At 64.7% G+C, this 23,907-nt stretch carries 21 protein-coding genes; 9 read left to right on the top strand and 12 right to left on the bottom strand.

All coding sequences use genetic code 11. The features are described 5' to 3' along the window. Positions 1-8: 8 nt before the first annotated feature. Positions 9-401 carry a DUF3301 domain-containing protein gene (locus BLR77_RS09320; protein WP_074677029.1) on the bottom strand — a complete coding sequence of 131 codons (393 nt, stop codon included), beginning with the start codon at positions 399-401 and terminating at the stop codon, positions 9-11. 121 nt (positions 402-522) lie between these two features. Between BLR77_RS09320 and BLR77_RS09315 the strand changes: the two genes are divergently transcribed. Further along, positions 523-1,056: a TFIIB-type zinc ribbon-containing protein gene (locus BLR77_RS09315; protein ID WP_074677027.1), complete on the top strand. Its 534-nt coding sequence runs from the start codon at positions 523-525 to the stop codon at positions 1,054-1,056. 35 nt (positions 1,057-1,091) lie between these two features. Here the strand turns inward: BLR77_RS09315 and BLR77_RS09310 are convergent, their stop codons facing one another. After that, positions 1,092-1,583 carry an acyl-CoA thioesterase gene (locus BLR77_RS09310; RefSeq protein ID WP_074677025.1) on the bottom strand — a complete coding sequence of 164 codons (492 nt, stop codon included), beginning with the start codon at positions 1,581-1,583 and terminating at the stop codon, positions 1,092-1,094. A 281-nt stretch (positions 1,584-1,864) separates the two neighbouring features. Between BLR77_RS09310 and BLR77_RS09305 the strand changes: the two genes are divergently transcribed. Both BLR77_RS09305 and BLR77_RS09300 read left to right on the top strand, forming a co-directional pair. Beyond that, entirely contained in the window at positions 1,865-2,575 is a 711-nt protein-coding gene (locus BLR77_RS09305) for a tetratricopeptide repeat protein (RefSeq protein ID WP_074677023.1), read from the top strand. Beyond that, positions 2,575-3,822, top strand: a complete 1,248-nt coding sequence (locus tag BLR77_RS09300; RefSeq protein WP_074677021.1) for a hypothetical protein — start codon at positions 2,575-2,577, stop codon at positions 3,820-3,822. Before BLR77_RS09305 ends, BLR77_RS09300 begins: the two co-directional genes overlap by 1 nt. A 44-nt stretch (positions 3,823-3,866) precedes the next feature. Here BLR77_RS09300 and BLR77_RS09295 read toward each other — a convergent pair whose 3' ends face one another. After that, entirely contained in the window at positions 3,867-5,234 is a 1,368-nt protein-coding gene (locus BLR77_RS09295) for a glutamine synthetase family protein (RefSeq protein ID WP_074677019.1), read from the bottom strand. 90 nt (positions 5,235-5,324) lie between these two features. Continuing rightward, on the bottom strand, positions 5,325-6,719 hold the full coding sequence (locus BLR77_RS09290; RefSeq protein WP_074677017.1) for an aspartate aminotransferase family protein: 1,395 nt from the start codon (positions 6,717-6,719) through the stop codon (positions 5,325-5,327). 247 nt (positions 6,720-6,966) lie between these two features. On the opposite strand from BLR77_RS09290, the gene BLR77_RS09285 reads away from it, so the two are divergent. After that, a complete protein-coding gene (locus tag BLR77_RS09285) occupies positions 6,967-7,620 on the top strand; it encodes a GntR family transcriptional regulator (RefSeq protein ID WP_074677015.1) in 654 nt (217 codons plus the stop codon). Between the two features lie 150 nt (positions 7,621-7,770). Here the strand turns inward: BLR77_RS09285 and BLR77_RS09280 are convergent, their stop codons facing one another. Then, positions 7,771-8,178, bottom strand: coding sequence for an SMI1/KNR4 family protein (locus BLR77_RS09280; RefSeq protein ID WP_017676192.1), 408 nt, complete (start codon positions 8,176-8,178; stop codon positions 7,771-7,773). 175 nt (positions 8,179-8,353) lie between these two features. Between BLR77_RS09280 and BLR77_RS09275 the strand changes: the two genes are divergently transcribed. Genes BLR77_RS09275 through BLR77_RS09260 form a run of 4 tightly spaced genes read left to right on the top strand, consistent with a single transcriptional unit; the run spans position 8,354 to position 12,270 of the window. After that, a complete protein-coding gene (locus BLR77_RS09275) occupies positions 8,354-10,024 on the top strand; it encodes a hypothetical protein (protein ID WP_074677013.1) in 1,671 nt (556 codons plus the stop codon). A 1-nt stretch (position 10,025) separates the two neighbouring features. After that, on the top strand, positions 10,026-10,475 hold the full coding sequence (locus BLR77_RS09270) for a toxin-antitoxin system YwqK family antitoxin (protein WP_074677011.1): 450 nt from the start codon (positions 10,026-10,028) through the stop codon (positions 10,473-10,475). Then, positions 10,469-11,785: a hypothetical protein gene (locus BLR77_RS09265; protein ID WP_238380557.1), complete on the top strand. Its 1,317-nt coding sequence runs from the start codon at positions 10,469-10,471 to the stop codon at positions 11,783-11,785. The genes BLR77_RS09270 and BLR77_RS09265 overlap by 7 nt, the downstream gene beginning before the upstream one ends. Positions 11,786-11,802: 17 nt before the next feature. Continuing rightward, positions 11,803-12,270 (top strand): GNAT family N-acetyltransferase, encoded by a 468-nt coding sequence (locus tag BLR77_RS09260; RefSeq protein ID WP_074677009.1) that lies wholly within the window; start codon positions 11,803-11,805, stop codon positions 12,268-12,270. A 123-nt stretch (positions 12,271-12,393) separates the two neighbouring features. Here BLR77_RS09260 and BLR77_RS09255 read toward each other — a convergent pair whose 3' ends face one another. The 5 genes from BLR77_RS09255 to uvrD all read right to left on the bottom strand — a co-directional run bounded on the left by BLR77_RS09255 (position 12,394) and on the right by uvrD (position 18,610). Continuing rightward, the gene (locus BLR77_RS09255; protein ID WP_074677007.1) at positions 12,394-13,248 is read right to left on the bottom strand and encodes a Tim44 domain-containing protein; all 855 of its coding nucleotides are present in this window, start codon (positions 13,246-13,248) and stop codon (positions 12,394-12,396) included. Positions 13,249-13,404: 156 nt separating this feature from the next. Beyond that, entirely contained in the window at positions 13,405-13,986 is a 582-nt protein-coding gene (locus tag BLR77_RS09250) for a TetR/AcrR family transcriptional regulator (protein WP_074677005.1), read from the bottom strand. Positions 13,987-14,176: 190 nt separating this feature from the next. After that, on the bottom strand, positions 14,177-15,259 hold the full coding sequence (locus BLR77_RS09245; RefSeq protein WP_074677003.1) for a TRAP transporter substrate-binding protein: 1,083 nt from the start codon (positions 15,257-15,259) through the stop codon (positions 14,177-14,179). A 49-nt stretch (positions 15,260-15,308) separates the two neighbouring features. After that, positions 15,309-16,403 carry a TRAP transporter substrate-binding protein gene (locus BLR77_RS09240; protein WP_074677001.1) on the bottom strand — a complete coding sequence of 365 codons (1,095 nt, stop codon included), beginning with the start codon at positions 16,401-16,403 and terminating at the stop codon, positions 15,309-15,311. 23 nt (positions 16,404-16,426) lie between these two features. Next, entirely contained in the window at positions 16,427-18,610 is a 2,184-nt protein-coding gene (uvrD, locus tag BLR77_RS09235) for a DNA helicase II (RefSeq protein ID WP_074676989.1), read from the bottom strand. Between the two features lie 118 nt (positions 18,611-18,728). On the opposite strand from uvrD, the gene BLR77_RS09230 reads away from it, so the two are divergent. Next, positions 18,729-20,396, top strand: coding sequence for a molecular chaperone HscC (locus BLR77_RS09230; protein ID WP_074676987.1), 1,668 nt, complete (start codon positions 18,729-18,731; stop codon positions 20,394-20,396). Here BLR77_RS09230 and BLR77_RS09225 read toward each other — a convergent pair. Together BLR77_RS09225 and BLR77_RS09220 are read right to left on the bottom strand one after the other, a co-directional pair. Beyond that, positions 20,393-23,065 (bottom strand): DUF805 domain-containing protein, encoded by a 2,673-nt coding sequence (locus tag BLR77_RS09225; protein WP_074676985.1) that lies wholly within the window; start codon positions 23,063-23,065, stop codon positions 20,393-20,395. The genes BLR77_RS09230 and BLR77_RS09225 overlap by 4 nt on opposite strands. Then, on the bottom strand, positions 23,062-23,769 hold the full coding sequence (locus BLR77_RS09220; protein WP_074676983.1) for a DUF1266 domain-containing protein: 708 nt from the start codon (positions 23,767-23,769) through the stop codon (positions 23,062-23,064). The genes BLR77_RS09225 and BLR77_RS09220 overlap by 4 nt, the downstream gene beginning before the upstream one ends. Positions 23,770-23,907: the final 138 nt, after the last annotated feature.

Below are 23,907 nucleotides of genomic sequence, written 5' to 3'. Positions count from 1 at the left end.
GCGGCGGGTTAAGCCTTGCGCCGCCAGTCTTCCAGGCGGATGACGTTGCCTGGCTGCTGCACCGAAACCGGCTCGGGTTGCGGCTCCAGTATCGGATGGGGCTCCAGTTCGATGCTGCCGAGGTGCGGGCCGAACATGCTGATATGCCCGCGCAGGCGTTGCTCGCCGGTGACGGTGAATTCGAAGTCATACAACCGCGCCAGGCGCCGATGACCCTTGGCATCACGCTGGATGGCCAGGCGGCGCAGCGCCACGGCTCCATCGAGCAGCTCAACGTCGAGCTTGGCGCAGTGCTGCTTGGCGAACGCCAGTGCACGCTCGCGAATACCATGGCCGCGCCACAGCCAGGCGCAGACGGTAGCGAACAGTATCAGCAGGAAGACATCGAACAGGTTGATCATGACGGCTCCAGATCCGGGAGACAGAGCTTAGCCTATCCGCCAAGTAGTTCTCAGCGTCGGTCTTGCTCTCGTCTCTGCCCTAGATTAGCGTTCGCGCACTGAATAGGAAAAGGACGTCACCATGCATTGCCCCGCCTGCCGTACCAGCCGTCTGCAACCGGCGAAACTCGAAGATGGCCTGCTTGGCCATGGCTGCCCACAGTGCCAGGGCACGCTGGTCAGCCTGCTGCACTACCGCGACTGGGCCGAGCGCCAGCCAGCGCAAGAGACGCCAACCGAGCTGGCCGCCGAGGCCGAAGTGGGCGAAACCAGCCATGCCCTGAGCTGCCCCAAGTGCGCCAAGCTGATGAGCAAGTTTCAGATCAGCGGCACCCGCGCCAACCGTCTCGACCTGTGCGGCACGTGCGACGAAGCCTGGCTGGACAGCGGCGAATGGCAGTTGCTCAAGGCCCTGGAGTTGAGCCAGCGCATGCCGGCGATCTTTACCGAAGCCTGGCAGCGCCAGGTGCGCCAGCAGGCCAGCGAGCAGGCTCGGCGCGAGCGCTTCAGCCGCATCGCCGGGGAGGAGGCCATTGCCCGCGCCGACGAGATCCGCGGCTGGCTCAAGGACCATCCGCAGCGACGCGAGCTACTGTTTTATATCGGTCACGATTGAGGGGCGATGTCGAGGTGGCAGCGCCCGTTGCCAAGCTATGCCTGGTTCTTTTCATCGCTCAACGCCTGGTAGCGCTGTTGCAACTCTTCGCGAATCTGCCGGCGCTGTTTGGCCTGGCGCTGGCGCCGCAGGCCGTCGGCGGTGTCCGGCTGCAGTTCCGGGATCGGCGCCGGGCGTCCCTGGCCGTCGACCGCGACCATGGTGAAGAAGCAGCTGTTGGTGTGGCGCACCGAGCGCTCGCGAATGTTCTCGGTGATCACCTTGATGCCGATCTCCATCGACGTGCGGCCGGTGTGGTTGACCGAGGCGAGGAAGGTGACCAGCTCACCGACATGCACCGGCTCGCGGAACATCACCTGGTCCACCGACAGGGTCACCACATAGCAACCGGCATAGCGGCTGGCGCAGGCGTAGGCGACCTCGTCGAGGTACTTGAGCAGGGTGCCGCCGTGGACATTTCCGGAGAAATTGGCCATATCCGGGGTCATCAGTACGGTCATCGTCAGTTGCGCGGTTCCGGCTTCCATCGTTGCTCCGAGTACGTGTGGGGCTTATGAGAGTACCAGGCCGTTGAAAAACGTAGACGAGGCAGCCAGTGCAATACCGATGGCGGCCCCGCAAAAACAGGCGAAAAACGACCGGGGTCGCGTCCGACTTTACGCGTTGTAAATGAGCATTTTGATCGGACTCGCGCACGAGCCTGTTTTTAACGCAGCAATGGCAACGTAGGTAGTTTTTCAACAGCCTGGTAAGGCCTGCTGGCTCTGGGGATGCAAGATACACACTCACTACTGCAAGGATGCCATCCATGCTTATCCGCTCGAAATTTCTGCTTCTACCGCTGCTGGTGGGGCTCGCCGGTGCCGTGCAGGCGACCGAAGAATGCGCCACGACGGTGCAGTGCAACCAGGTTGGCAGCGCCGCCTATCAGGACGGGCGCTATGAGCAGGCCATCGAAGCGTTCGAACGTCAGTTACGACGCGTCGAGAACGGCGACACGGCACAGTTGGAGTTGGCGCTGAATAACCTGATCCTGGCCAATCTGCGTGCTGGCGATGCGGGCATGGCACGCGCCTGGCTGGGTGTGGCGCTGGATAACCACCTCAACGGCTCTTCGACTCGCCTGCATCTGCGCAAGGTCACCGAGGCGCTGGATTATCCGGCGCTGAGCGCCAACCCCGTGGGCCGCTACCTGCGCTACAGCGGTCAGGCGGTGTGGAGCGAATTGCTGATCAGCGAGGACGGTAATGGTGGTTATCTCGCCAGTTTCTCGCCCGTGCGCGTCGGTGCCAGGGTCGAGCAATACGGCCCGGCCGCGATTGGCGAGCTGGATGGCAAGCTGGTCGGCGACGGCGTGCATATGCGCCTGGAGGATGCCGGCCTGGGCCGCGACTGTGAGGTGCAGGTGCTGCGTGAGGGCATCGAGCTGCGCGTGCAGGAGGTATATGGCGATGGCTGCCAGGACTATGGCGGCATGGGCATCAGCGTGGATGGGCGTTATATCAAGGTGAGCCGCTGATGCGCGGAGGGATCATCGCGCTGGTCGTTTGTGTACCGCTGCTGCTGGTCGCTGGCGGCTATGCCTGGACGCGGGATGAACCGCTGAGTGCCGACGCTCAAACCTGGCTGGAACAGGCTCAGGTCGATGAGGGGCAGAGTCGGGCCTATGTGTTTCTCAATGGACTGGATGCTGACCTTGAGCAGTCGCCAGAGGCACTGGGTGCCGAGCGGCTAAAGGCCTATCGCGCCTGGCGCAGCAGCCACGGCCCGATGGATGAGGGCTTTGCAGAGCCGGTGGTTGCCACGTTGGCTTTACCGCAGGGACCATTGTTCTGTGCGATAGAGAAAGATGGCTGTTTGACCACGCTGCTGAGAGGGGTGTCTGGCTGGGTCGAGACGCATGAGCAGCGTCTTCTGCGCGAGCGCTACTGGCAGTTTCTCCATCTCGATGACTACCGCAATCTTCTGGAGGCCAGCATCATTGCCCCGTTGCCGCCGCACCGTTACCTCGTGAGTGGCCAGCAGTTGCTGACTCTGCAACTGCTCAAGGCGGCTCAGGAGGGGGAAGGTGAGCAGGTTCGGACGCGTCTCGATGAGGAGCTGCACCTGCTGCGAGGGCAACTGCGCCGCGCTGATACGCTGATCGCAAAGATGATTCTGGCGCGTATGGTCGAGCGCAACATGCTCTGGCAGGCCGTGCTCTATCGTAAGGGGTTGATGCCGACGCCGAGCAGTGTGCCTGCCTTCGATGGCGCTGAGCGCAGCCTGTTGATGCCGCTGCAGCATGAGTTTCAAGGGATGGCGTTACTTTTCGAGGCGCTGCCCAAGGCAGAGAATAGCTTGGGCGAGTGGCTGATGCTGCGGTGGGGCCTTCGCCCGCAGATGAGTATCAATGCAAGCTTGACGTTCTATCAGCCGATGGCCGAGCTGTCGCGGCGCCCGCCTGAAGTGTTTGTCGGGGACCTGCAGCAGTTGCCCGCTGCCCAGTGGCAACGCAGCTGGCGCAACCCAATGGGTAACGTGTTGCTTGAAATTGGGGCGCCTGACTATCGCCGCTACGCAGTACGACTACAGGATCTCGAAGCTTATCGTCGCCTGCTACAGGGGCTGTCCCAACTGCCTCAAGGTGCGCCAAGCGCCGAGCAGCTGCGTGCCTTCGACAACCCTTACTACCCGGGTCAGCCAGCTCATCTTAATGAACAGGGCCGGCTGTGTTTTGATGGGCCGCTGCTGGGGGATGATAGCGCGCGCTGCCTGCCGCTGTGAGTAGGGAGTAGGGTGGATGACGCTTTTTCATCCACCTATCCGGCTCAGGCGTGGCTCAGGTACCAGCGCCAGTCCTGCTCGCCAACCTCACCCATGAACTGGCGGTACTCTGCCCATTTGATCGCCAGGAACACCTTGAGGAACTCCTCGCCCAGCGCTTCGCGCGCCCAGCTCGAACCCTCAAGACTGCGCAGTGCGGTGAGCCAGTCGGTGGGCAGGGTTTCGCGGGCCTGTTCGTAGCCGTTGCCGACGATGGCCGCGCCTGGATCGATCTGCTCGCGGATGCCCTTGTGGATGCCGGCGAGGATCGCTGCCGCTGCCAGGTAGGGGTTGGCGTCGGCGCCGCAGATGCGGTGTTCGACATGGCGACTGTTGGCCGGCCCACCCGGTACGCGGAACGATACGGTGCGGTTATTCACCCCCCAGCTCTTGGCCAGCGGCGCGTAGCTGTTGGCCTGGAAGCGGCGGAAGGAGTTGGCGTTGGGGCAGAAGATCGCCAGGGCGTCGTCCAGCGTGGCCATCATGCCGCCGATGGCGTGGCGCAATAGCGGTGTGCCCTGTGGGTCTTCCGAGGCCATCAGGTTGTTGCCGTGCTCATCCGCCAGGCTGACGTGCATATGCATGCCGTTGCCGGCCAGATCGCCGAAGGGCTTGGCCATGAAGCAGGCCTGCAGCCCATGCTTGTTCGCCACGCCCTTGACCAGGCGCTTGTAACGCACGCCTTCGTCCACCGCCTGCAGGGCATCGAAGCGGTGCTCCAGGGTCAGTTCGAGCTGGCCGGGGGCGTATTCGGAAATCGCCGTGCGCACCGGCAGGCCCTGTACCTCGCAGGCGGCATAGAGGTCGTCGAGGAACGGCTGCACCTGCTCCAGCTCGTACACGCCGTAAACCTGCGGCGCCTGCGGACGTACGCCGTTCATCTGCACGGCCGGCTGCGGGCGGCCGCAGGCCGAGCGTTGCTTGTCCAGCAGGTAGAACTCCAGTTCCACCGCCATCACCGGGTGGTAGCCGTCGGCCTTGAGCGCGTCGATGGCGCGCACCAGTACATGGCGCGGATCGCCCGGCGTGGCCGGCAGGCCTTGGGTCGGGTGCATGCTCACCTGCAACTGGCCGGTGGGCACCGCGCGCCAGGGTTGCAGGCACAGGCTGCCGGGCAGCGGGTAGGTCCAGCAGTCGGCGTCGGCCACTTCCCAGACCAGGCCGCTTGCCTCGACGTCCTCGCCCTGGATGGTCAGCGAGAGGATGGAGCTGGGCAGCGGCCGGCCGTTCTCGTAGATGGCCAGCAGTTCGTCGCGATGCAGCAGCTTGCCGCGCGGGATGCCGTTGGCGTCGATCAGCATCAGCTCGATGCTGCGCACCTCGGGATAGCGTTCGAGGAAGTCGCGGGCTTCCTGGGGATTGGCGAATTGCATGAGGGTTCTCGCAGAAGGTCGTGGGCGCAGTTCATCCTGTGGGAGGGGCTTCAGCCGCGATTGTCGCCGCTGAAGCGCCTCCCACGGGTATTACTCGCGGGCGCCGGGTATGGCCAGCAGCTCGCTCAGGGCCTGGTCGAGCATGGCGATCAGCTTGTCCACATCTTCGGCTGTGGTGCTCGGGCAGCACAGGGTCATGTTATGGAATGGCGTAATCAGGATGCCGCGGTTGATCAGGTACAGGTGCAGGGCCATCTGCAGCTCGTCGTGGAACGCCGCTTCGGCCTCGGCGCCGGTGCGCGGCGGTGTGGCGCAAAACTGGAATTCGCAGCGTGCGCCCAGCTCGGTCACCGACCACTTCAACCCATGCTTGCCGATCAACCGGCGGAAACCCTCGGCCAGGCGCGCCGCCAGCGGCAGCATGTGGTCGTAGGCGGCCTGGGTCATCACCTGTTCCAGGTTGGCGCGCATGCAGTGCATGGCCAGGGCGTTGGCCGACAGGGTGGTACCCATGCCGCTGTGGCCGTGACCATGGCTTTCTTCACTGGCGCGCTGACGGGCCTGGGTCATGGCTTCGGCCATCGCCGTGCTGCAGCCGAAGATGCCGCACGGCACGCCACCAGCGATGGGTTTGCCGACCACGAAGAAGTCCGGGTCGAGCCCCCACAGGCGCGTGCACCCGCCAATATCGGTGGAGATGGTGTGGGTTTCATCGATGATCAGCAGGCTGCCGTACTGGCGCGTCAGCTCGCGGCATTTCTGCATGAAGCCTGGATCGGGCAACACCATGCCGATGTTGGTCATCGCCGGCTCGCACAGCAGGGCACAGACGTCGCCCTGGGCCAGCGCCGCTTCCAGGGCTTCGACATCATTGAAGGGAATGGCGCGGCTGTACTCGGTCAGGTCGTAGGCCTGGCCGACCAGGCCCGAGCGGTGCACCGTCTGGTCGTCGCGGTAGCGCACCATCACGTCGTCGACGGTGCCGTGGTAACAGCCGTCGAACACCAGCAGGGTCTTGCGCCCGGTGATGGCGCGTGCCCAGCGCAGGACGTAGCGATTGGAGTCGGTGGCGGTGGCGGTCACCTGCCAGTAGGGCAGGCCGAAGCGCTGGGCCAGCAGCTCGCCGCAAACCACGGCGTCCTCGCCAGGGAGCATGGTGGTCAGGCCGTTGTTCGCCTGCTCGGCGAGGGCGCGGGCCACCGGATCGGGCGAGTGGCCGAACATGGTGCCGGTGTCGCCCAGGCAGAAGTCGATGTACTCATGACCGTCCACGTCGAAGAAGCGCGCGCCCTTGGCGCGCTCGACGAACAGCGGCACCGGCGTCGACCAGTCGGCCATCCAGTGCATCGGCACGCCGCCATACAGCGAGTGACGGGCGCGCTCGGCCAGCGCCACGGACTTCGGATTGCGGGACAGGAACAGCTCGCGCTCGGCAGCGACGAAACGCTCCACGGCGATTGGGCTGATGCCACTGCTGGTGGTCATGGGTCTTACCTCGATTGGACACTGCAGGCAGCATATTTTGTGATCACAAAATAGTAAATAGCCAGATGAAATTCAGATATTACGGCTTGAAATCTATATTTGTGATCACGAAATGTTTCTGTTTCAGCCATTTTTCACACAAAATAAGTTCCTGACGTAGACTCGCTACATTTTCCACTGGAGCCTTTCATGCGTGACTGTAGCCTGACCCTTGCCCAACTGCCGGCGCCACCGAGGGAGGTGGTGCATGGCTGACAACCTGCAGGAGCAGCTGTATCAGAACATCCGCTCGGGCCTGCTGGCCGGGCGCTTTCAGCCCGGCCAACGGCTGAAGATTCGCGACCTGGCGGCAGAATGGGGCACCAGCCCGATGCCGGTCCGCGCCGCCCTGCAACGGCTGGTGGCCGAGGGAGCGCTGGAGGGCGAGCAGCAGCGCTCGGTACGGGTCCCGTCGATGACCCGAGAACGTTACGAGAACATCTTTCAGGTGCGCCTGGCGCTGGAAGGCCTGGCCGTGGAGCTGGCCACACCGAGCCTGAGCCGCGACGACCTGGCCCTGCTGCGTGACTGCGTGCAACGCATGGATGTGGCCATCGAGACGCGTCAGGTGCAGGACTACCTCATCGCCAACAGCCAGTTTCACCTGCACTTGTACGGCGCCTGCGGCAACCCGGTGTTGGTGCGCTCGATCGAGTCGCTATGGCTGCAGATCGGGCCATTCTTCAACCGGTTGTTCACCGGCGCCGATCTGTCGCTGCGGCTCAATGACTTTCATGAAGATGCCTTCGCTGCCATCGAGGCCGGCGACGCCAAGGGCGCGCGCCAGGCGATGGAGCAGGACCTGCTCTACTTCGCGCGATTTTTGCTCAACCTGCTGGCGCTTGAGCAGGGCGAGGTGTGAAGGCGGTACTCGCGTAACTCACCTCATGAGTTTCGCGGCTGAAGCCCCTCCCACGGAGCCGAGTCTCGGGTACACATTGTGGGAGGCGCTTCAGCGGCGACGGAGTTCGCGAAGCAGCATGCCCGGCGCCGGTAGCCCCGTAGGGTGCGATCAGCTCTCCAGCCACACGTCGCGGCACCAGTGCCAGACCGAGTCCCAGCTTTCGTCGGTCAGTTCGCCTTCGTCGCCGTCCCACAGCCAGACCTGGCCTTCCACGTCCACGGCGTAGTAGTCGCGACCGTCCTGGCACAGCGGAACCAGATCGCGCGGCAGGCCCAGGCTCCAGGCTTCAGCGGCGACTTCCGGTAGGTAGGTGTGCGATTGCGGATCGCTGGCGGTCACCGGCTCCAGGCGGCCGTAGACCACATCGCTGACCTTGAGCAGGTATTCACGCAGTTCGAAGGGCAGGTGGATGAGGATCTGCTCCTGAATCTCCACCAGGGTCTCTTCTTCCGGCAGCTCCAGCGGTACCGGTACCGGCTCGTTGAGTTCGCGCAGCTGTTCGATGACTTCTTCCACGATAGGGCTCTCCTGATGAACGGGCAGCTTTATACCCTAGCAGCGGGATTTGAGGTATCGCTGGAGCGACCAGCGAAAAGCCGTTTCAGTTAGCGGTACAGGCAATTGTCGCTTGAGCCGAGCGGCCTTTATCGGCAACCTTGACGCCCCGCGAAAAGCCTGGAAGCGCCGCCACATGCAGGATGCATCTTCAACCCCAACCGCGCAGCTCCGCAACCGCATCGTTGTGCGTCTGCAAAAGGAACTGCGCACCCGGCGCTTCGTCGTCGTCAGCCTGATCACCCTCGGTTGGCTGGTCGCGCTGATGATCGTGGCGTCCCGTGAAGGCCACGGCCTGTTCGACAGCACCCATACGGTCGTGTACAGGCCCTTCCAACTGCCCGGTCTGGATGTGGACGAGCCGCTTCAGCCTGCTGCGCTGGCCGGCACGCTCAGTCTTCACGCAGGCTTCGGTAGTTTCTATAGCAACCCCGCTCGACGCGACTGGTTCGAGCTGCTGCTGGCCGCGCGCGGCAGCGACGCATTGATGCCGGAAACCATCCTGGCTATCGACAATATCCGACAGTTCGCCCCGGACGGCACACAGCTATGTGCCCCCGAGTTGCGTCTGGATGCACCGCAGCGACCTGTGTGGGTAGGCATCGATGCCGACCTGGTGCTCTCGCAGGAGCTTGCTGAATACCCGACGCGCGCCATGGCGGCGCATCGCTTCGAGCTGTTCTGGACGCCTATGTACAGCCCGGCCTGTGCTTATCAGGAACCGGCCTGGGTGCTGGCCGATGTGTTGCGCAAGGTCGCTGTTGCGCAGGAAGAGCCGCTTTGGCTGGCACTTTCCGGCGAGGAGAGCGTCATCCGTGTTGGCGAGAGCCGCGTCACCGCCCGGCCTGGCGCCGTGCCGGGTGAGTGGTGGGTCGAGGTCGTCAACCTGGGCGAGGAGACCTTGCATTTCATGCCGGATGACTACCCGGCCCATCAGGCTTGGCATCGCGTGCGCTACGCCAGTTCGCCATACTTTGACAGTGCCTGGGATCGCCTGCTGCGGGGCAAGACCTTTCTCGCTGCCGACATGTACCAACTGCGCTTCGAGGGCACACCGCCAGCGCGCCTGCCGATCAGGCTTTGGAGTGGCAAGGAGGAGCGCCTCAGGGACGTGCGTTTCTCCAAGGACGACGAGCTGCGGAGCGATCCGTCCCTACGTTCGACATGGCACCTTGCACTGGCGCATACCGACCTCGACATGCCCACGCAACTGCCGCTGCAGGCGCAGGGCCGCGAGTATCACGAGGTGTTTCTGCCCATCTCCCTGAGCGCAGTCTGTCAGTTGCGTGTGGTCAGCTCAGAACAGCCGCTGCTGCGCTGGCGGGCCACACAGCGACTGCCAATGAAGAGCTACCGGCGTTATTCGGCGTTGCCACCAGAGCAGCTCGATCAGGTGCGCTGGGAGCTGCAGGGCAGCGATGGCGAGCTGCGCTTCTTCCATGACGTTCAGGTCGAGAGCGAGCTGTCCTGCCCGAGCGGCCTGGCCTGGCAGGCGCTGCCCTATCAGGCCGGCGAAGCGCCCTGGCTGGTTGCGGCTGCCGCCTTGCCGAGCGCGCTGGTGCAGCCCGAGCAGCCGGCGCGCGAGCTGTTCGGCCGTTTGCGTTTTCTCGATGCCAATGGGCAGGCGCTGATGCCGGTCGCCCGTTCTGCCGACCTTGATGAGCCGACCGTCGAGGACTTCCTGTTCCCGGGTGGTGTGTTCAAGTTTCACGGCGAGGTCAGGCGCATCGAGCAGTTGACCACGCTTGATGCCACGCCGCGCACGGTGCGCTGGACGTATCGCTTCATGCAGCTGGAGGGCAACTGATATGCGCGTGCTCACTTTGGTCCTGATGCTGCTGGCTACTTCCGCAGCCGCCTTCGAGCGGGTGCCCCAGCGCTTGCTGAAAGAGCTTGCACCACCTGTGCTGGATGGCGACGGCTGTGCGCGCAGCACGGATGAAATTCACAAGGAAATCGTCGATGGCAAGCTAGTCGGCTGCGGTGCGCAAGCCAACGGCCAACGCAGTGGCTACTGGGTCTATGAAACGAACGGCGGCTTCGTCATGCATGGCTGGTATCGCGACGGTGAAAGGATTGGAACCTGGCTGGCCCTGACAACTGCCGGCAACCTGGTTGGCGTCTGGCGGCACGACGCTGCGAGCGCCGAGCATGGCGTTTCCTACGGACTGGAAAAGGATGGCCGGCTGGCCTGGAAACAGATTCATGTACACGGCCAGCGGGTGTTCAACTGCGAAGGATGGGAGTGGCCATGTTAGAGATGATGGCGTCGCCCGATTGGGTCCGCTGGGTAAGCCTGGCACTGGTGGTGCTGAGCGCGGCGGTGCTGGTGCCGGGCACTATCCGAGGCTGGGGTGCGACTGCGCTGGCGTTCGGGCTGTTGTGTGCGGTCCTGGCGGTGCTCGCCAGCAGCCACTATCTGTTGTTCAACTGGGCGTCGGAAAGCTCTCTGGCGCTGCCTGGGCTGCTGCTGGGGTTGCCGCTGATCTACCTGGGCAGCATCGCTCTGCTGACTCGTCGGCAACCTCGTCGGCCGCTGGGCGCCGCGCTGGTCCTGGCGAGCGGTTTGCTCCTGCTGCTGGCTATCGACGGCCAGCAGCTCTGGTCGGCGAGCTTCTACCGGTTGCAGGGGGCGCTCCTGGGCTACCCGGATCTGGTGCTGCATAGCGGTGATGATCTTGGCGAATACCTGCCGCCAGCGGGTACGCGGCTGATTTTCAAACCAGCGGATCAGACGCTCTCATGTGGGGTGGTGAGCGCCCCTGAGCCGTCGTACGCCTCGCTGTCCTATCGCCTTGATTGTCGGAACTACTACTGGGGGCCGGCGATGATTGCACCTGAGCATGCTGCCCTTGACGATCTGCCGATGCTCTATGGTCTTGCGAATCTTTGGTCGGAGACAGAGTCGGGAAATTTCTTCACCCTCACGGGGTTTCAGCTATTTCCGACGGCGATGGCCGAGCTCGACCTGTTGTGCCCTGCCGATGTGGAGTGCCAGGCCGGAAAGCAGGCCATCATGCAGCTACTTGGCTATGAGCACTGGGCTGATTTTCGGGATTCGCTCCACGCTCGACCTGAGCAGTTGCTTCAGGCTTATAAAGCCGCTCCCTCTACGTCGCGCGACGAAGCGATAGCCGTGCTTGCCGGGGACGTGCACGCTCAGCTGGAACGGCGCGTGGCCGCTATCGTCGCGGTGTATGCCGAGGTGCAGCGGCGTAGCCTGACCTTGACTGACCAGGCGCCCAGCTATGCGGGGCTGGCGGCCTTCTCTTCACTCCGCGAGAACAGCGCTACCGCCTGGAACGGTCTGGTGCGGTCCTTGCGCCAGTTGCCAGTATCGGTACCGGCAAACGGGACGCTGGGCAAGTTGCAGAACGCCGTGCTGCTCGCTGCCGAGCAACAAGACGGCGGGGTGCGGCTGGTCTACCACACAGAGGTGGGGCGGCATGCCGCAAGTACCCTGGTGCTTTTTCTGCTGCCTTTGCTCTGGCTGGTGCTGATACTCGGTGTCATGTTCTGGCGCTGTCTGCGCGGCCGGGCGGGAGCAGACGGTGAACATGCACACTAGGTTTTATGGAGAGCAAGATGACCATCAGCTGGATCAGCAAGCACCATAGCGAACTCGACGTCCATGAGCTGTACGCCATCCTCGCCCTGCGTACCCAGGTGTTCGTGGTGGAGCAGAACTGCCCCTATCTGGAAACCGATGGCCAGGACCTGATCGGCGATACCTGCCACTTGCTGGCGCGTGATGGGTCGGGGCTGGTGGGCTATCTGCGCCTGCTCGATCCGCAACGCATGGCAGGCGAGGTGGTGATCGGTCGGGTGGTGATCGCCGAGCGGGCGCGTGGCACTGGCCTGGGCCACCGGCTGATGGAGCAGGCGCTGACCGAGTGCCGCCAGCGCTGGCCGGGCGTGCCGGTCTATCTGTCGGCGCAGGCGCATCTGCAGGGCTACTACGGGCGTTACGGTTTCACGGCGGTGACCGAGGTGTATCTGGAGGACGATATCCCGCATATCGGCATGCGCCGGGCTGCTACGGAGCTGCGGTGATGTGGATGTCGCCGCTAAAGCGCCTCCCACTGATCAGCTCGTGGGAGCGGCTTCAGCCGCGATAGCAGGCGAATGCTGAAATGAAAAACCCGGGCAAGCCCGGGTTTTTGTGCGTCGTAGCGATCAGTTCTGGCGGATGCCAGCGATCAGCCAGGGCTGGTCGTCGCCCTGGGCACGCTCCAGGCGCCAGCTTTCGCTGAACGGCTCGCCCTGGTCGAAGCGCGAAGTCTTCGACACACCGCTGAAGGTCAGGGTGGCGATGGTTTTCTCGGCGTTGTCGTCGACGCCATCGAGTTGCACGTCGAGTTCGTCGATGTAAGTGGACTGGAAGCCGTCACCCAGCTCGGCGCGCTCGCGCTTGAGGAAGTCCAGCAGTTGCGGGGTGACGAACTCGGCGATCTTGTCCATCTCGTCGGCGTCCCAGTGCTGCTGCAGGTTCATGAAGTGCTCGCGACCGGCAGCGATGAAGCTCTGCTCGTTGAACCAGGCCGGGGCGTTGATCACCGGAGCGGCCGAAGCCAGGCGGCCACCGAAGATATTGCTGCCAGCGGCCGGAGCATTGTCGGCGTTCGGCATTTCACGCTGGTAGGGCGCGCCGGCAGCGGCCATTTGTGGCTGTTGGCGAGCACGACGAGCGGCGAGGAAACGGAACAGCAGGAAGGCGATCAGGCCGAAGATCAGGAAGTCCATGATCTGCAGGCCTTCGAAACCATCACCCATGAACATCGAGGCCAGCAGGCCACCGGCGGCCAGACCGGCCAGCGGGCCGAGCCAGCGCGAAGCACCGCTGGCGGCAGCGGCAGGTTGCTGACGGCCAGGTGCCTGGGCAGCCGACTGGGCTGGCGGGGTGGCCTGACGGGTCTGGTGGCTGGGGGCGGAGCCGAAGGATTTGCCACCGCCAAAACGCTTGGCGTGGGCTTCGAAGCTGAAGGTCAGCGCCAGGCATAGAACCATGGCGATACTGAGGAAACGCTGCATCACGGTTTTCTCTCTTGTGGAAAAGCTTGCCCGGCATCTTGCCCGCCATGGGGGCGCATGACCAGTGACAGAATGTTTCCGGCTTTTGCCTGCGCCAGACGGCGCCGTACGCGCCCGGCTCAGTACCGAAGCGGCCTCTGGTGCGCATGGCGCACCCTACGGGCGTTGCAGCAGCAAGGGCAGCGGGCCGCAGCGAAGTTGGCGGCGCAGGTAGGCGCGGAACTCCGCAGACCCTTCGTCGGAATGACGCAGCCAGTGCACGAAGCTGCGCAGGTAGGCGCCGGTGAGCAGGGTTTCTTCGGCGATACGGCGCAAATGCAGGGTTTGCCGTCCGGCTGCCTCTCGCCACCACTGCACGGTGCGGCTGATGCGCATCAGGCCGAGCACCTGCAGGTGGATATGGCCGGGTTCGAGCTTGTACAGCAGCATCTGTCCGGTGACGCCCCGGTGGGCGGAGAGGCTGTCGAGCCAGGCCAGCAGGCAACTTTCCAGGCGTTGTTCGGCGTTCAGGCCCCGCAGATCAGGATTTCTGGCGTGGCCGAGCATGGCCTGGTCGGCGCGGTCGAACCAGGCTTCCACCAGGTCATCCTTGTCGCGGTAATGACGGGCGATATCGTCCAGGCCAATGTCGAGTGCAGCGGCGACGTCGAACAGGTGCAGGCGCTCCCAGCCGCAGACGTCGGCCAGTTGCAGGGCGCTATCGAGGATCTGGGCGGGGTCGGTCGGCTTCTTTTTCATCCCCGAAGTATGGCCGCCAGGGCATGAGGTGGGGTCTGGAACGACAAACGGAGCTCGCAAACCGATGACTGTCAGTCAGGCGCCGCCACGCTGAGCGAGTAGGAGCGGCGCCCCGCCGCGAACCTGAGATAATAAAGCTTCGCCCCGGGGCGGGGCTCCCACAAGGGTAAGGGTTATAACCCTGAGCGGCTCAGCGCCAGTCGTACAGCTCTTTTTCCGACAGCGCCTGCATCGAGGTGGCCAGCGCCTGGAAGGTCTGCATCGAGGCCCAGATGCGGCCGTTGAGTTCGCTCTGCGCAGCCAACTCGCCCAGCACCTGTTCGCTCTCGTGTTGCATGGCCTGGAGCACCTCGTCGGGGAAGCGCTTGAGCAGCGTGCCGCTCTTCTTCAGCTCGTCCAGCGCCAGGGCGTTGTTGAATACGTAGTCGTCCATCATGTCCTGGGTCGCCGCGCGCGCCGCCTCGCTGACGATGGCCTGCAGGTCGGCCGGCAGCGCATCGAAAGCCTTCTGGTTGATCAGCAGCTCGAGCACCGACTGCGGTTCCTGCCAGCCCGGGTAGTAGTAATACTTGGCCGCCTTCTGCAGGCCGAAGGCCAGGTCGTTGTAGGGGCTGACCCAGTCGGTGGCGTCGATGGCGCCGGTCTGCAGCGCGGTGAAGATCTCGCCACCCGGCATCACCACGGTGGTCGCACCGAGGCGGCTCCAGACTTCGCCGCCGAGGCCTGGCATGCGGATCTTCAGTCCTTTGATATCAGCGAGGCTGTTGATTTCCTTGTTGAACCAGCCACCCATCTGCATGGTGCTGTTGCCTGCGGTCAGCGGCTTGAGGCCGAACGGCGCATAGGCTTCATCCCACAGTGCCTGGCCGCCGCCCTTGCTCAACCAGGCGTTCATTTCCAGGGTGGACAGGCCGAAGGGCACTGCGCCGAAGAACTGCGCGGCCGGCACCTTGCCTTTCCAGTAGTAGGGCGTGCCGTGGCCGAGTTCAGCCGTGCCGCGCGACACCGCGTCGAACACCTCCAGTGCCGGCACCAACTCGCCAGCGGCATAGACCTTGATGGTCAGGCGCCCGGCGCTCATGGCGTTGACGCGCTCGGCCAGACGTTCGGCAGCGGTGCCGGTGCCTGGAGCGTTCTTCGGCCAGGTGGTGACCATCTTCCAGTGGAAGGTTTGGGCGGGGGCTGCGGCCTGGTCGGCCGGCGCGGAATCGTCCTTGCAGCCGATCAGGCCGAAGGCGAGCAGGGGCAGTAAAAGCAGCGAGTGAAGGCGCATGGGCAGAATCCCTAAGAAAAACGGGGCTTTTCAGCCCCGTTCAGTTGGCTCAACGCCAGTTGTACAGCTCTTTCTCGGTCAGCGTCTGCATGGCGCTGGCCTCTTCGAGGAAGGCTTTCTGCGAGGCCCAGATGCGGCCGTTTAGGTCGTTTTCCGCAGCCAGGGTCTCGAGTACCACGTCGGATTGTTCGCGCATGGCTTGCAACACCTCGTCCGGCAGGCGCTTGAACTGCACGCCTTCGCTCTTGAGGCTTTGCAGCGCCTTGGCGTTGTTGAACACGTAGTCGTCCATCATGTCCAGGGTCGCGGCGCGGGCGGCTTCGACGACGATGGCCTGCAGGTCGGCCGGCAGCGCATCGAAGGCCTTCTGGTTGACCATGGATTCGACCACGGCCTGCGGCTCCTGCCAGCCCGGGAAGTAGTAGTACTTGGCTGCCTTGTGCAGGCCGAAGGCCAGGTCGTTGTAAGGGCCGACCCAGTCGGTGGCGTCGATGGCGCCGGTCTGCAGGGAGGTGAAGATCTCGCCGCCCGGCAGGTTGACGGTGATCGCGCCGAGCTTGCTCCAGACTTCGCCGCCGAGGCCCGGCATGCGGATCTTCAGGCCTTTGATGTCATCCAGGCTGTTGATTTCCTTGTTGAACCAGCCGCCCATCTGCATGGTGGTGTTGCCGGCCGACAGCGGTTTCACGCCGAAGGGTGCGTAGGTTTCGTCCCACAGCGCCTGACCGCCGCCCTTGCTCAGCCAGGCGTTCATTTCCAGGGTGGAGAGGCCGAACGGCACGCTGCTGAAGAACTGCGCGGCCGGCACCTTGCCCTTCCAGTAGTACGGGGTGCCGTGGCCCATCTCGGCGGTGCCGCGGGAGACGGCATCGAACACTTCCAGCGCCGGCACCAGCTCGCCGGCGGCGTAGACCTTGACGGTCAGGCGTCCGGCGCTCATGGCGTTGATGCGTTCGGCCAGGCGCTCTGCAGCGGTGCCCAGGCCGGGGAAGTTCTTCGGCCAGGAGGTGACCATCTTCCAGTGGATGGTTTCTGCCGGCTTGGCAGCGGCTTGCTCGCTGGCAGCCTTTTCTTCTTTACAGCCAGCCAGGCCGATGGCGGCGATCAGCGCCACAGCGGCGCCGAACAGATTGCGGCGATTCATCGATTATCTCCAGATACGGTGTGCTAATAGGCCTCAAGCTTGGCGTACGCCAGCATCAGCCATTTACTGCCTTCGTTTTCGAAATTCACTTGAACCCGCGCCTGGGCGCCAGAGCCCTCGAAATTGAGGATGGTGCCCTCGCCGAACAGGCTGTGACGTACGCGCTGGCCTAGGTTGAAGGGCGTTTGCGGTATGGCACTGCCGGCGAACAGGCTGCCGCCACCCATCGAGCTGGTGCTCACCGGGCGGCTGACGCTGTTGCTCAGGCGCACTTCCTGAATCAGCGGCGCGGGGATTTCGCGGACAAAGCGCGACACCTTGTTGTAGGTCTCGCTACCGTAGAGACGCCGGGTTTCGGCGTAGCTGATCACCAGCTTCTGCATGGCACGGGTAATGCCAACATAGGCCAGGCGGCGTTCTTCTTCCAATCGGCCCGGTTCTTCCAGGCTCATCTTGTGGGGGAACAGACCCTCCTCCATGCCAACCAGGAACACCAGAGGGAATTCCAGGCCCTTGGCGCTGTGCAGGGTCATCAGTTGAATGCTGTCCTCGTTTTCGGCGGCCTGGGTGTCCCCGGCCTCCAGCGAGGCATGGGTGAGGAAGGCCTGCAGCGGGGTCAGCTCGTCGTCTTCATCGTTCTCGAAGGCGCGCGCGGCGCTGACCAGTTCCTCAAGGTTTTCTACCCGGGCCTGGCCTTTCTCGCCCTTTTCCGCTTCGTGGTAGGCGAGCAGGCCGCTGCGTTCGACGACCACCTGGGTCATCTGGTGCAACGGCATGGCCAGCACCTGCTCCGCCAGGCCGTCGATCAGTTCGATGAACCCGGCCAGTGCGCCCGAGGCACGGCCCGGCAGGGCCTTGACCGCCAGCATCAGGCGGATCGCCTCCCACATGTGCACGTCGTGGGCGCGGGCGTACTCGCGGATGGTTTCGATGGTCTTCTCGCCGATGCCGCGCGCCGGCACGTTGATGATGCGCTCCAGCGCCGCATCGTTGCCGCGCCCGTCGAGCAGACGCAGGTAAGCCATGGCGTTCTTGATTTCGGCGCGTTCGAAGAAGCGCTGGCCGCCGTAGATGCGGTAGGGGATCTTCTCGCGCAGCAGCGCTTCCTCCAGCACCCGCGACTGGGCGTTGGAGCGATAGAGAATGGCGATCTCGCTGCGCTTGAGGCCGTCCTTGCGCAGCGCGTCCTCGATGGTTTCCACCACGTAGCGCGCTTCGTCGTGCTCGTTGAAGGCGGCGTACAGGGCCAGCAGCTCGCCATCGCCGACGTCGGTGCGCAGCTCCTTGCCGAGACGGCCCTGGTTGTTGGCAATCAGCGCGTTGGCGGCATTGAGGATGTTGGCGGTGGAGCGGTAGTTCTGCTCCAGGCGGATGATCTCGGCATCGGCGAAGTCGCTGTCGAACTGCTGGATGTTCTCGATCTTCGCGCCGCGCCAGCCGTAGATCGACTGGTCGTCGTCGCCCACCACCATCAGGCTTTCGCCGCCCTTGGCGAGAAAGCGCAGCCAGGCGTACTGCACGGCGTTGGTGTCCTGGAACTCGTCGACCAGGATATGGCGGAAGCGGCGCTGGTAGTGCTCCAGCAGGCCGGCGTTGTCGCGCCACAGATCAAGGGCACGCAGCAGCAGCTCGGCGAAGTCGATGACGCCGGTGCGCGCGCAGGCCGCCTCGTAGGCTTCATAGATGCTGCGCATGGTGGCGAGGAACAGGTCGCCGCTGGCCTGGATGCCTTGCGGTCGGATGCCTTCGTCCTTCTGCCCGTTGATGAACCACTGCGCCTGCTTGGCCGGCCAGCGCTGTTCATCGAGACCGAGGTCGCGGATCACCCGTTTGACCAGGCGCTGCTGGTCGTCGGAGTCGAGAATCTGGAAGTTCTCGGCCAGCCCCACTTCCTTCCAGTGCGCACGCAGCAGGCGGTGGGCCAGGCCATGGAAGGTGCCGACCCACATACCGGCCGGGTTGTGGCCCAGCACGTCTTCGATGCGGTGGCGCATCTCGGCGGCTGCCTTGTTGGTGAAGGTCACCGACAGGATGCTGTGCGGCGAGACATCCAGGCGCTGGATCAGGAAGGCGATGCGATGCACCAGCACGCGGGTCTTGCCCGAGCCGGCGCCGGCCAGCACCAGCTGATGACCAGGCGGCGTGGTGACCGCGTGGTGCTGGGCAGGATTGAGGGTCGTGAGTCTGTGTTCGAGGTCGTTTTGCATCGCGGCATTCTAGGGGGCGCTGCAGGGTAGGGCAAACGCCAGCGACGAGGCAGTTTGCCGGGGCCTGTGTGCGGGGTAGACTGCGCCCTTCAATGGATTTGAGGGAGTCGCGATAGCAATGTCGACTGGTGACAGCCCGCTGCTGGGCATTGACCTGGGCACCACCAACAGCCTGATCGCCGTCTGGCGTGAAGGGCGAGCCGAATTGATCCCCAATGCACTCGGCGATGTGCTGACCCCCTCAGCGGTGAGCCTGGACGAGGACGGTAGCATTCTGGTCGGCGCTGCCGCCCGGGCGCGCCTGACCACCCATCCACTGCGTAGCGTGGCCGCCTTCAAGCGCTTCATGGGCAGCGACAAGCGCTTCACCCTGGGCGATCGCCAGTTCACGCCGGAAGAGCTGTCGGCGCTGGTGCTGGGCTCGCTCAAGGCGGATGCCGAGGCCCACCTCGGCGTGCCGGTGAGCACCGCGGTGATCTCGGTACCGGCCTATTTCAGCGACGAACAGCGCAAGCGCACGGTATTCGCTGCCGAGCTGGCCGGGCTGCGCGTCGAGCGCCTGATCAACGAACCCACCGCGGCGGCCATGGCCTATGGGCTGCACGAGCAGCAGTTCGAGCGCACGCTGATCTTCGACCTGGGCGGCGGCACCTTCGACGTCACCGTACTGGAGTACGCCCTGCCGTTGATCGAGGTGCATGCTTCCACCGGGGACAACTTCCTCGGTGGTGAGGATTTCACCGAAGCCTTGCTCAAGGCCTGCCTGAGCGATTGGGGGTTGTCGCGCAGCGAGCTGGACGGCCAGGCCCTGGCCAGCCTCGAGGACGCGCTGGAGCAGCTCAAACGGCGTCTCGCCGAAGGGCCGCAGACGCTCGAGTGGAATGGCCGCCAGTGGCAACTGGACGACGCCCGTGCGCAGCAGATCTGGACGCCGCTGCTGGCGCGTCTACGCCAGCCCATCGAGCAGGCGCTGCGCGATGCGCGGCTCAACCCGCGTGACCTGGACAGCCTGGTGCTGGTCGGCGGCGCCACGCGCATGAGCGTGGTGCAGCAACTGGTCGCCACCCTGTTCGGCCGTCTGCCCTATCGTCACCTCGACCCGGACACCATCGTTGCCCTCGGCGCCGCCGCGCAGGCGGCGTGCAAGGCGCGCGACCGGGCCATCGAGGAGATCATCCTCACCGACGTCTGCCCCTACACGCTGGGTATTGCCTCGCGGCGCAGCGACGAGCAGCCGGGCGCCTTCTCGCCGATCATCGAGCGCAACACGGTGATCCCGGCGTCGCGCGTGCAGCGCTACTACACCACCCATGCACAGCAGGAATACATCCGCATCGAGGTCTATCAGGGCGAGCGCCCCTGGGTGCGCGACAACATCTTCGTCGATGCCTTCGAGGTGAAGTTGACCCAGACCGGCCAGGTGCAGGCGCTGGACGTGCGTTTCAGCTACGACATCAACGGTCTGCTGGAAGTGGACGTGACCCTGGAGAGTGGCCAGCGCCACGGCCACGTGATCGACCGCAGCCCCACCGGTCTGAGTGCCGAGGCGCGTGCCGCCAGCCAGGCGCGCCTGGCCGGTTTGAAGATCCATCCGCGTGACACCTTGCACAACCGTACCCTGCTGGCCCGCCTGGAGCGCGCCTGGATGCAGACCCTGGGTGCCGAGCGCGAGCAGATCGGCCAGTGGCTGGACGAGTTTCAGAGCGTGCTCGGCGCCCAGCAGGAGCAGCCGATCACGGCCGCGCGTCAGCGTCTGGAGCAGGAGCTGGACGCGCTGCGCTTCTAACTTGCCGGCTCCCTGAACCCGTTCAGTTGCCGCAGCCGTGCCTGCAGGCCTTGCCCATCCTGCGTGCGGCTGCCGTTGGGCGGGCCATAGCGGTTGGGCAGCGGGTCACCGGGCCAGAAGAACAGCACGAGCAGCATGTAGGGCAGCATAAAGCTGCCTAGTAGCAACATCAGTAGCGTACCCACACCACGGCTCATGTCATGCAACCGGCGCAGCATGCAGGTGATCACGACCAGGACGGTGCCAGCGAGCACCGCCAGTGCCAGGTCGCTGCTGAGTTTGTCGACGAGTAGGCTCAGCGGCAGTGCGGCTCCGACCAGGGCCAGCGTCTGCAGGGTGAAGTTGATCCGGTTCAGGCGCCCGCCCAGGCGCCACATCTGCCACTGTGAACGCCAGGTGGTCGGCGCGTGCTCGGGCTGCTGGCGCTCACAACGCGACAGCAGCAAGGTGATGGCCAGGCGGACTGCCGTCGGCGTGCTACTGGCGTCCTTGGCTTTCTGCAAGTTGCGCAGCTGGCTGGTCGGGGGCAGATGCGGCTTGGCGCCGCTGAGCAGATCGCGCATGCAATCGAAGATCACCTGCATGGTGGCGAACACCAGCCCGTTATCGGTGCAGATCGATTGCGCCAGGTTCTGTGGTCGGCCCTTGACCAGTCCCTCGCGGAAGGGCTCGAACCAGACGCCAGGGCACGTGAACGCCAGCAGCCGTTGCAAGGCCTGATTGCGTTCCTCTTGCGGCAGGTCCGGGTCGTGATGGAGTAGGGCGTCGAGCAGCATCTGGCCGAACGGGTCGCCTGCCAGCTCGTGGCTGTATTGCGCGGCGCAGGCCCCGATACGGGCGACCGACGGCAGGCGCGGGCTGCCGAGGAGAATGTCCGGGCTGACCTGTCCGGCAGCGATCAGACCTTGCAGTGGATCACCTTCGTCGAGATCCAGCAGCCAGCGACGAGGCGTGGTGGCATTCGCCAGCAACTGCGTCTTGGCCTCGTGGGCCGGATGTTCGGTATCGGTGGGCAGGTCGGCGAGGGTTTTATCCAGTTGTTCCAGCCATTGTTCGGGCTGTTCCAGCAGGCCCAGCAGCAACAGCGTCTGGCGCTGCCAGTGCCAGCGAGCGTCGCTATCGTCGGGAAGCTCTGGCAGGGTGCGACCGCTGCGCTGCAGGGTCAGTTGCAACTGCAGGCTGGGCGGCAGCAACCAGCCCGATAGCGGTGCGAACAGTTCGCCCAGGCGTTGCAGCGTCGCTTGGTCGTATCGGCGCAAGCGTCTGAGCCCGCGCAACATCTGGGCACGGGCCACGGTGTTATCGCCGAGTGCTTGCGGCAGTTTCGCGCCAGGGCTGCTCAGTGCCTGTTGCAGCGCCTGCAGCGCAGGCGATTCGCGCAGCCACTGGCGCTGTTGCCGGGCGTGGTGCTGTAGCCCCTGCACCAGTACGGCATCGAGCGGATGGTCGCCGGCTTGCAGATTCAGCAGGTGTTCAAGGTCGGCCTCGTCGCCGCGCTGCAGCAGCCAGGCCTGTCGATAGAGCCGCGTGAGCGGCGTGTCCGCGGCGCCGAGCAGCTCGGCGAGGAATGGCCACTCGCTGTCCCCCATCTGCCAGGCGACGAAGGTGCGCGCCAGTGACGGCAGTTCGCTGGTGGCGGCGCGCTGCCAGCGCGCCAGGGTTTGCGGTGTCTGGGCCGGCTCGCCATCGGCCAGCTGATAGGCGTCGAGCGGATGCTCATGGCCAAGCTCGATCTGGCTGCGGTTGAACGCCAGGATCAGCAGCGGCAGGCGTTCAGGCGAGTGATGAGCGCACCAGGCCAGTATCCAGGCGGCCGCCTCGGGCATCTCGCGCTCATGCCACAGACGGGTCCACAGGTCGAGGGCGTCCTGGTCATGGTGCTGCTTCTGCAATGCCAGCAGGTACTGGATATCGAGGTCGTCGGGTGTCTGCTCATGCAGCGCCTGGTAGTGCTCCAGGGCGCCGCCCAGGGCCACCCCGGCCAGGGTGCACTGGCGATACAGGCGCGGATAGTAGTCCGGGTCGGCCGGCATTGGCAGACACAGGTGCAGCGAGCACCAGCCGCGAAATTCCTGCAGTGGCCGGTTCCTGAACAGATGATCGAGGGTGCGCACGTACCAGAGGTTTTCCACCTGCGCGACGGTCGGCCACTCGGACAGGCTGGCGAGGTCGAACGGGTCGGGCTCGGCGATGCGCTGCAGTAACTGATCCAGCGCCTCGGCTTCCTCGAAGGGCATTTGCATCAGGCGATTGGCCCAGGCCATGCGTTCGGTGAGCAGGTTCACGCAGCGGTGCGACAGCGGCCCGTTGCTCAGCAGCAGACCGCGCAGCGAGCCGTCGACGCTTTCCAGTACGTCCAGCGGCAACTGGTCGAGCATCCGGCAGTAGTCCTGCCAGGCGTCGGGTCGAAAGCGCCGGCCGGCGTCCTGCAGCAGTTCGACGAACTGTTGCACGGCCTGTTCGCTGGCGCTGGGCGGTGCGCTCTGTGCGCTTGCCGCGGGGGCTTCGCCACGGGCCTGCCGCAGGGCGTCCTCGTAGGCGCCGCGCAGGGCCTGGAAACCCTCGGGATCGCGCTCCGGGTGTACGTCGGGCAGGCGTGCGCGGTAGGCGCTGCGGATGCTGTTCTGATCGTCAGTCGGCTCTATGCCGAGGTGTTCCCAGCAACTCATGACCAGTCGAACGCCTCCAGCGATGCCGGTTTTTCCGGCAGATCCAGTTCCATGTCCCAGGGCAGTTCGTCGAATCCGGCTGCCGGGCTCAGCGTCAGTTCGCGCATCAGGGCGCGGTGCGTCGGGTCACTGCCCTGACGGCTGATGCACAGCGCCTGTTCTCCCGGTTGCTCGTGGCCCAGGCAGTTCCAGTAGCAGCGACCGATGAGAAAACCGGCCAGGTAGCTGTGCCAGCCCTGGTAGTAGTAACGCGCCCGCAGGCTCAGGCGAGTATGCAGCCAGAGGTTCTCTGCGAGACTCAGCCAGCCGTTCAGCTGGCCGATGCGGGCGAGAAAGCTCATGCGCCCCAGGTCCCAGGCGCGGATGCCACCGGAGCCGCAGACCAGGATGGTGTCGGCGACGTAGCGATAGGCCACCTGCTGGCCTTCGTCGAGGCTGTCGACCAGCGCCTGCCATTCGCTAGGCAGCAGGCGCGCATTATCCCAGTAGGCGCCGCTCAGATCGCGCGCATGGCCGTCGTCGGTCATGCGCTGGATCATCGCCAGCAGGGCGGGGCGATCAGCGATACCCCAGGACTCGTTGAGGTCGACGAACTCGCTGTCCGGGTAGAAATCAGGCAGCGCGTATTGCGCGCCCGAGTTGGCGTTGATCGCCACCATCGGCGCGGAGAGGGCAAAGAGCCAGCGTTGTTGCAGGTCATCCATGGGCGTTGGGCCGTCTTCCCTGATTGCAGAGGGTGCCCATCCTAGGAGCTGTTGCGGGGGCGCCGCAAGGGTCTTGCAGGGGGTGCAAGGGGGTCGTCGAAAGGTGCGTCCGAGCAGCCGACGACCGGCGGGTCAGGC

Origin of the sequence: Ectopseudomonas alcaliphila, from assembly GCF_900101755.1 — a bacterium.
Taxonomy (GTDB): domain Bacteria; phylum Pseudomonadota; class Gammaproteobacteria; order Pseudomonadales; family Pseudomonadaceae; genus Aquipseudomonas; species Aquipseudomonas alcaliphila.
The sequence above is the reverse complement of the archived record's forward strand: the minus strand, read 5'-3'. Positions and strand labels throughout refer to the sequence as shown.

Excerpts from the sequence above, each read along its gene's own strand:
- BLR77_RS09250 (WP_074677005.1), bottom strand. The coding sequence starts at position 13,986 with ATGAAAAAGAAGCCGACCGACCCCGCCCAGATCCTCGATAGCGCCCTG.
- BLR77_RS09245 (WP_074677003.1), bottom strand. The coding sequence starts at position 15,259 with ATGCGCCTTCACTCGCTGCTTTTACTGCCCCTGCTCGCCTTCGGCCTG.
- BLR77_RS09320 (WP_074677029.1), bottom strand. The coding sequence starts at position 401 with ATGATCAACCTGTTCGATGTCTTCCTGCTGATACTGTTCGCTACCGTC.
- BLR77_RS09285 (WP_074677015.1), top strand. The coding sequence starts at position 6,967 with ATGGCTGACAACCTGCAGGAGCAGCTGTATCAGAACATCCGCTCGGGC.
- BLR77_RS09300 (WP_074677021.1), top strand. The coding sequence starts at position 2,575 with ATGCGCGGAGGGATCATCGCGCTGGTCGTTTGTGTACCGCTGCTGCTG.
- BLR77_RS09260 (WP_074677009.1), top strand. The coding sequence starts at position 11,803 with ATGACCATCAGCTGGATCAGCAAGCACCATAGCGAACTCGACGTCCAT.
- BLR77_RS09220 (WP_074676983.1), bottom strand. The coding sequence starts at position 23,769 with ATGGATGACCTGCAACAACGCTGGCTCTTTGCCCTCTCCGCGCCGATG.
- BLR77_RS09230 (WP_074676987.1), top strand. The coding sequence starts at position 18,729 with ATGTCGACTGGTGACAGCCCGCTGCTGGGCATTGACCTGGGCACCACC.
- BLR77_RS09240 (WP_074677001.1), bottom strand. The coding sequence starts at position 16,403 with ATGAATCGCCGCAATCTGTTCGGCGCCGCTGTGGCGCTGATCGCCGCC.
- uvrD (WP_074676989.1), bottom strand. The coding sequence starts at position 18,610 with ATGCAAAACGACCTCGAACACAGACTCACGACCCTCAATCCTGCCCAG.
- BLR77_RS09315 (WP_074677027.1), top strand. The coding sequence starts at position 523 with ATGCATTGCCCCGCCTGCCGTACCAGCCGTCTGCAACCGGCGAAACTC.
- BLR77_RS09265 (WP_238380557.1), top strand. The coding sequence starts at position 10,469 with ATGTTAGAGATGATGGCGTCGCCCGATTGGGTCCGCTGGGTAAGCCTG.
- BLR77_RS09295 (WP_074677019.1), bottom strand. The coding sequence starts at position 5,234 with ATGCAATTCGCCAATCCCCAGGAAGCCCGCGACTTCCTCGAACGCTAT.
- BLR77_RS09255 (WP_074677007.1), bottom strand. The coding sequence starts at position 13,248 with ATGCAGCGTTTCCTCAGTATCGCCATGGTTCTATGCCTGGCGCTGACC.
- BLR77_RS09290 (WP_074677017.1), bottom strand. The coding sequence starts at position 6,719 with ATGACCACCAGCAGTGGCATCAGCCCAATCGCCGTGGAGCGTTTCGTC.
- BLR77_RS09275 (WP_074677013.1), top strand. The coding sequence starts at position 8,354 with ATGCAGGATGCATCTTCAACCCCAACCGCGCAGCTCCGCAACCGCATC.
- BLR77_RS09310 (WP_074677025.1), bottom strand. The coding sequence starts at position 1,583 with ATGGAAGCCGGAACCGCGCAACTGACGATGACCGTACTGATGACCCCG.
- BLR77_RS09270 (WP_074677011.1), top strand. The coding sequence starts at position 10,026 with ATGCGCGTGCTCACTTTGGTCCTGATGCTGCTGGCTACTTCCGCAGCC.
- BLR77_RS09305 (WP_074677023.1), top strand. The coding sequence starts at position 1,865 with ATGCTTATCCGCTCGAAATTTCTGCTTCTACCGCTGCTGGTGGGGCTC.
- BLR77_RS09225 (WP_074676985.1), bottom strand. The coding sequence starts at position 23,065 with ATGAGTTGCTGGGAACACCTCGGCATAGAGCCGACTGACGATCAGAAC.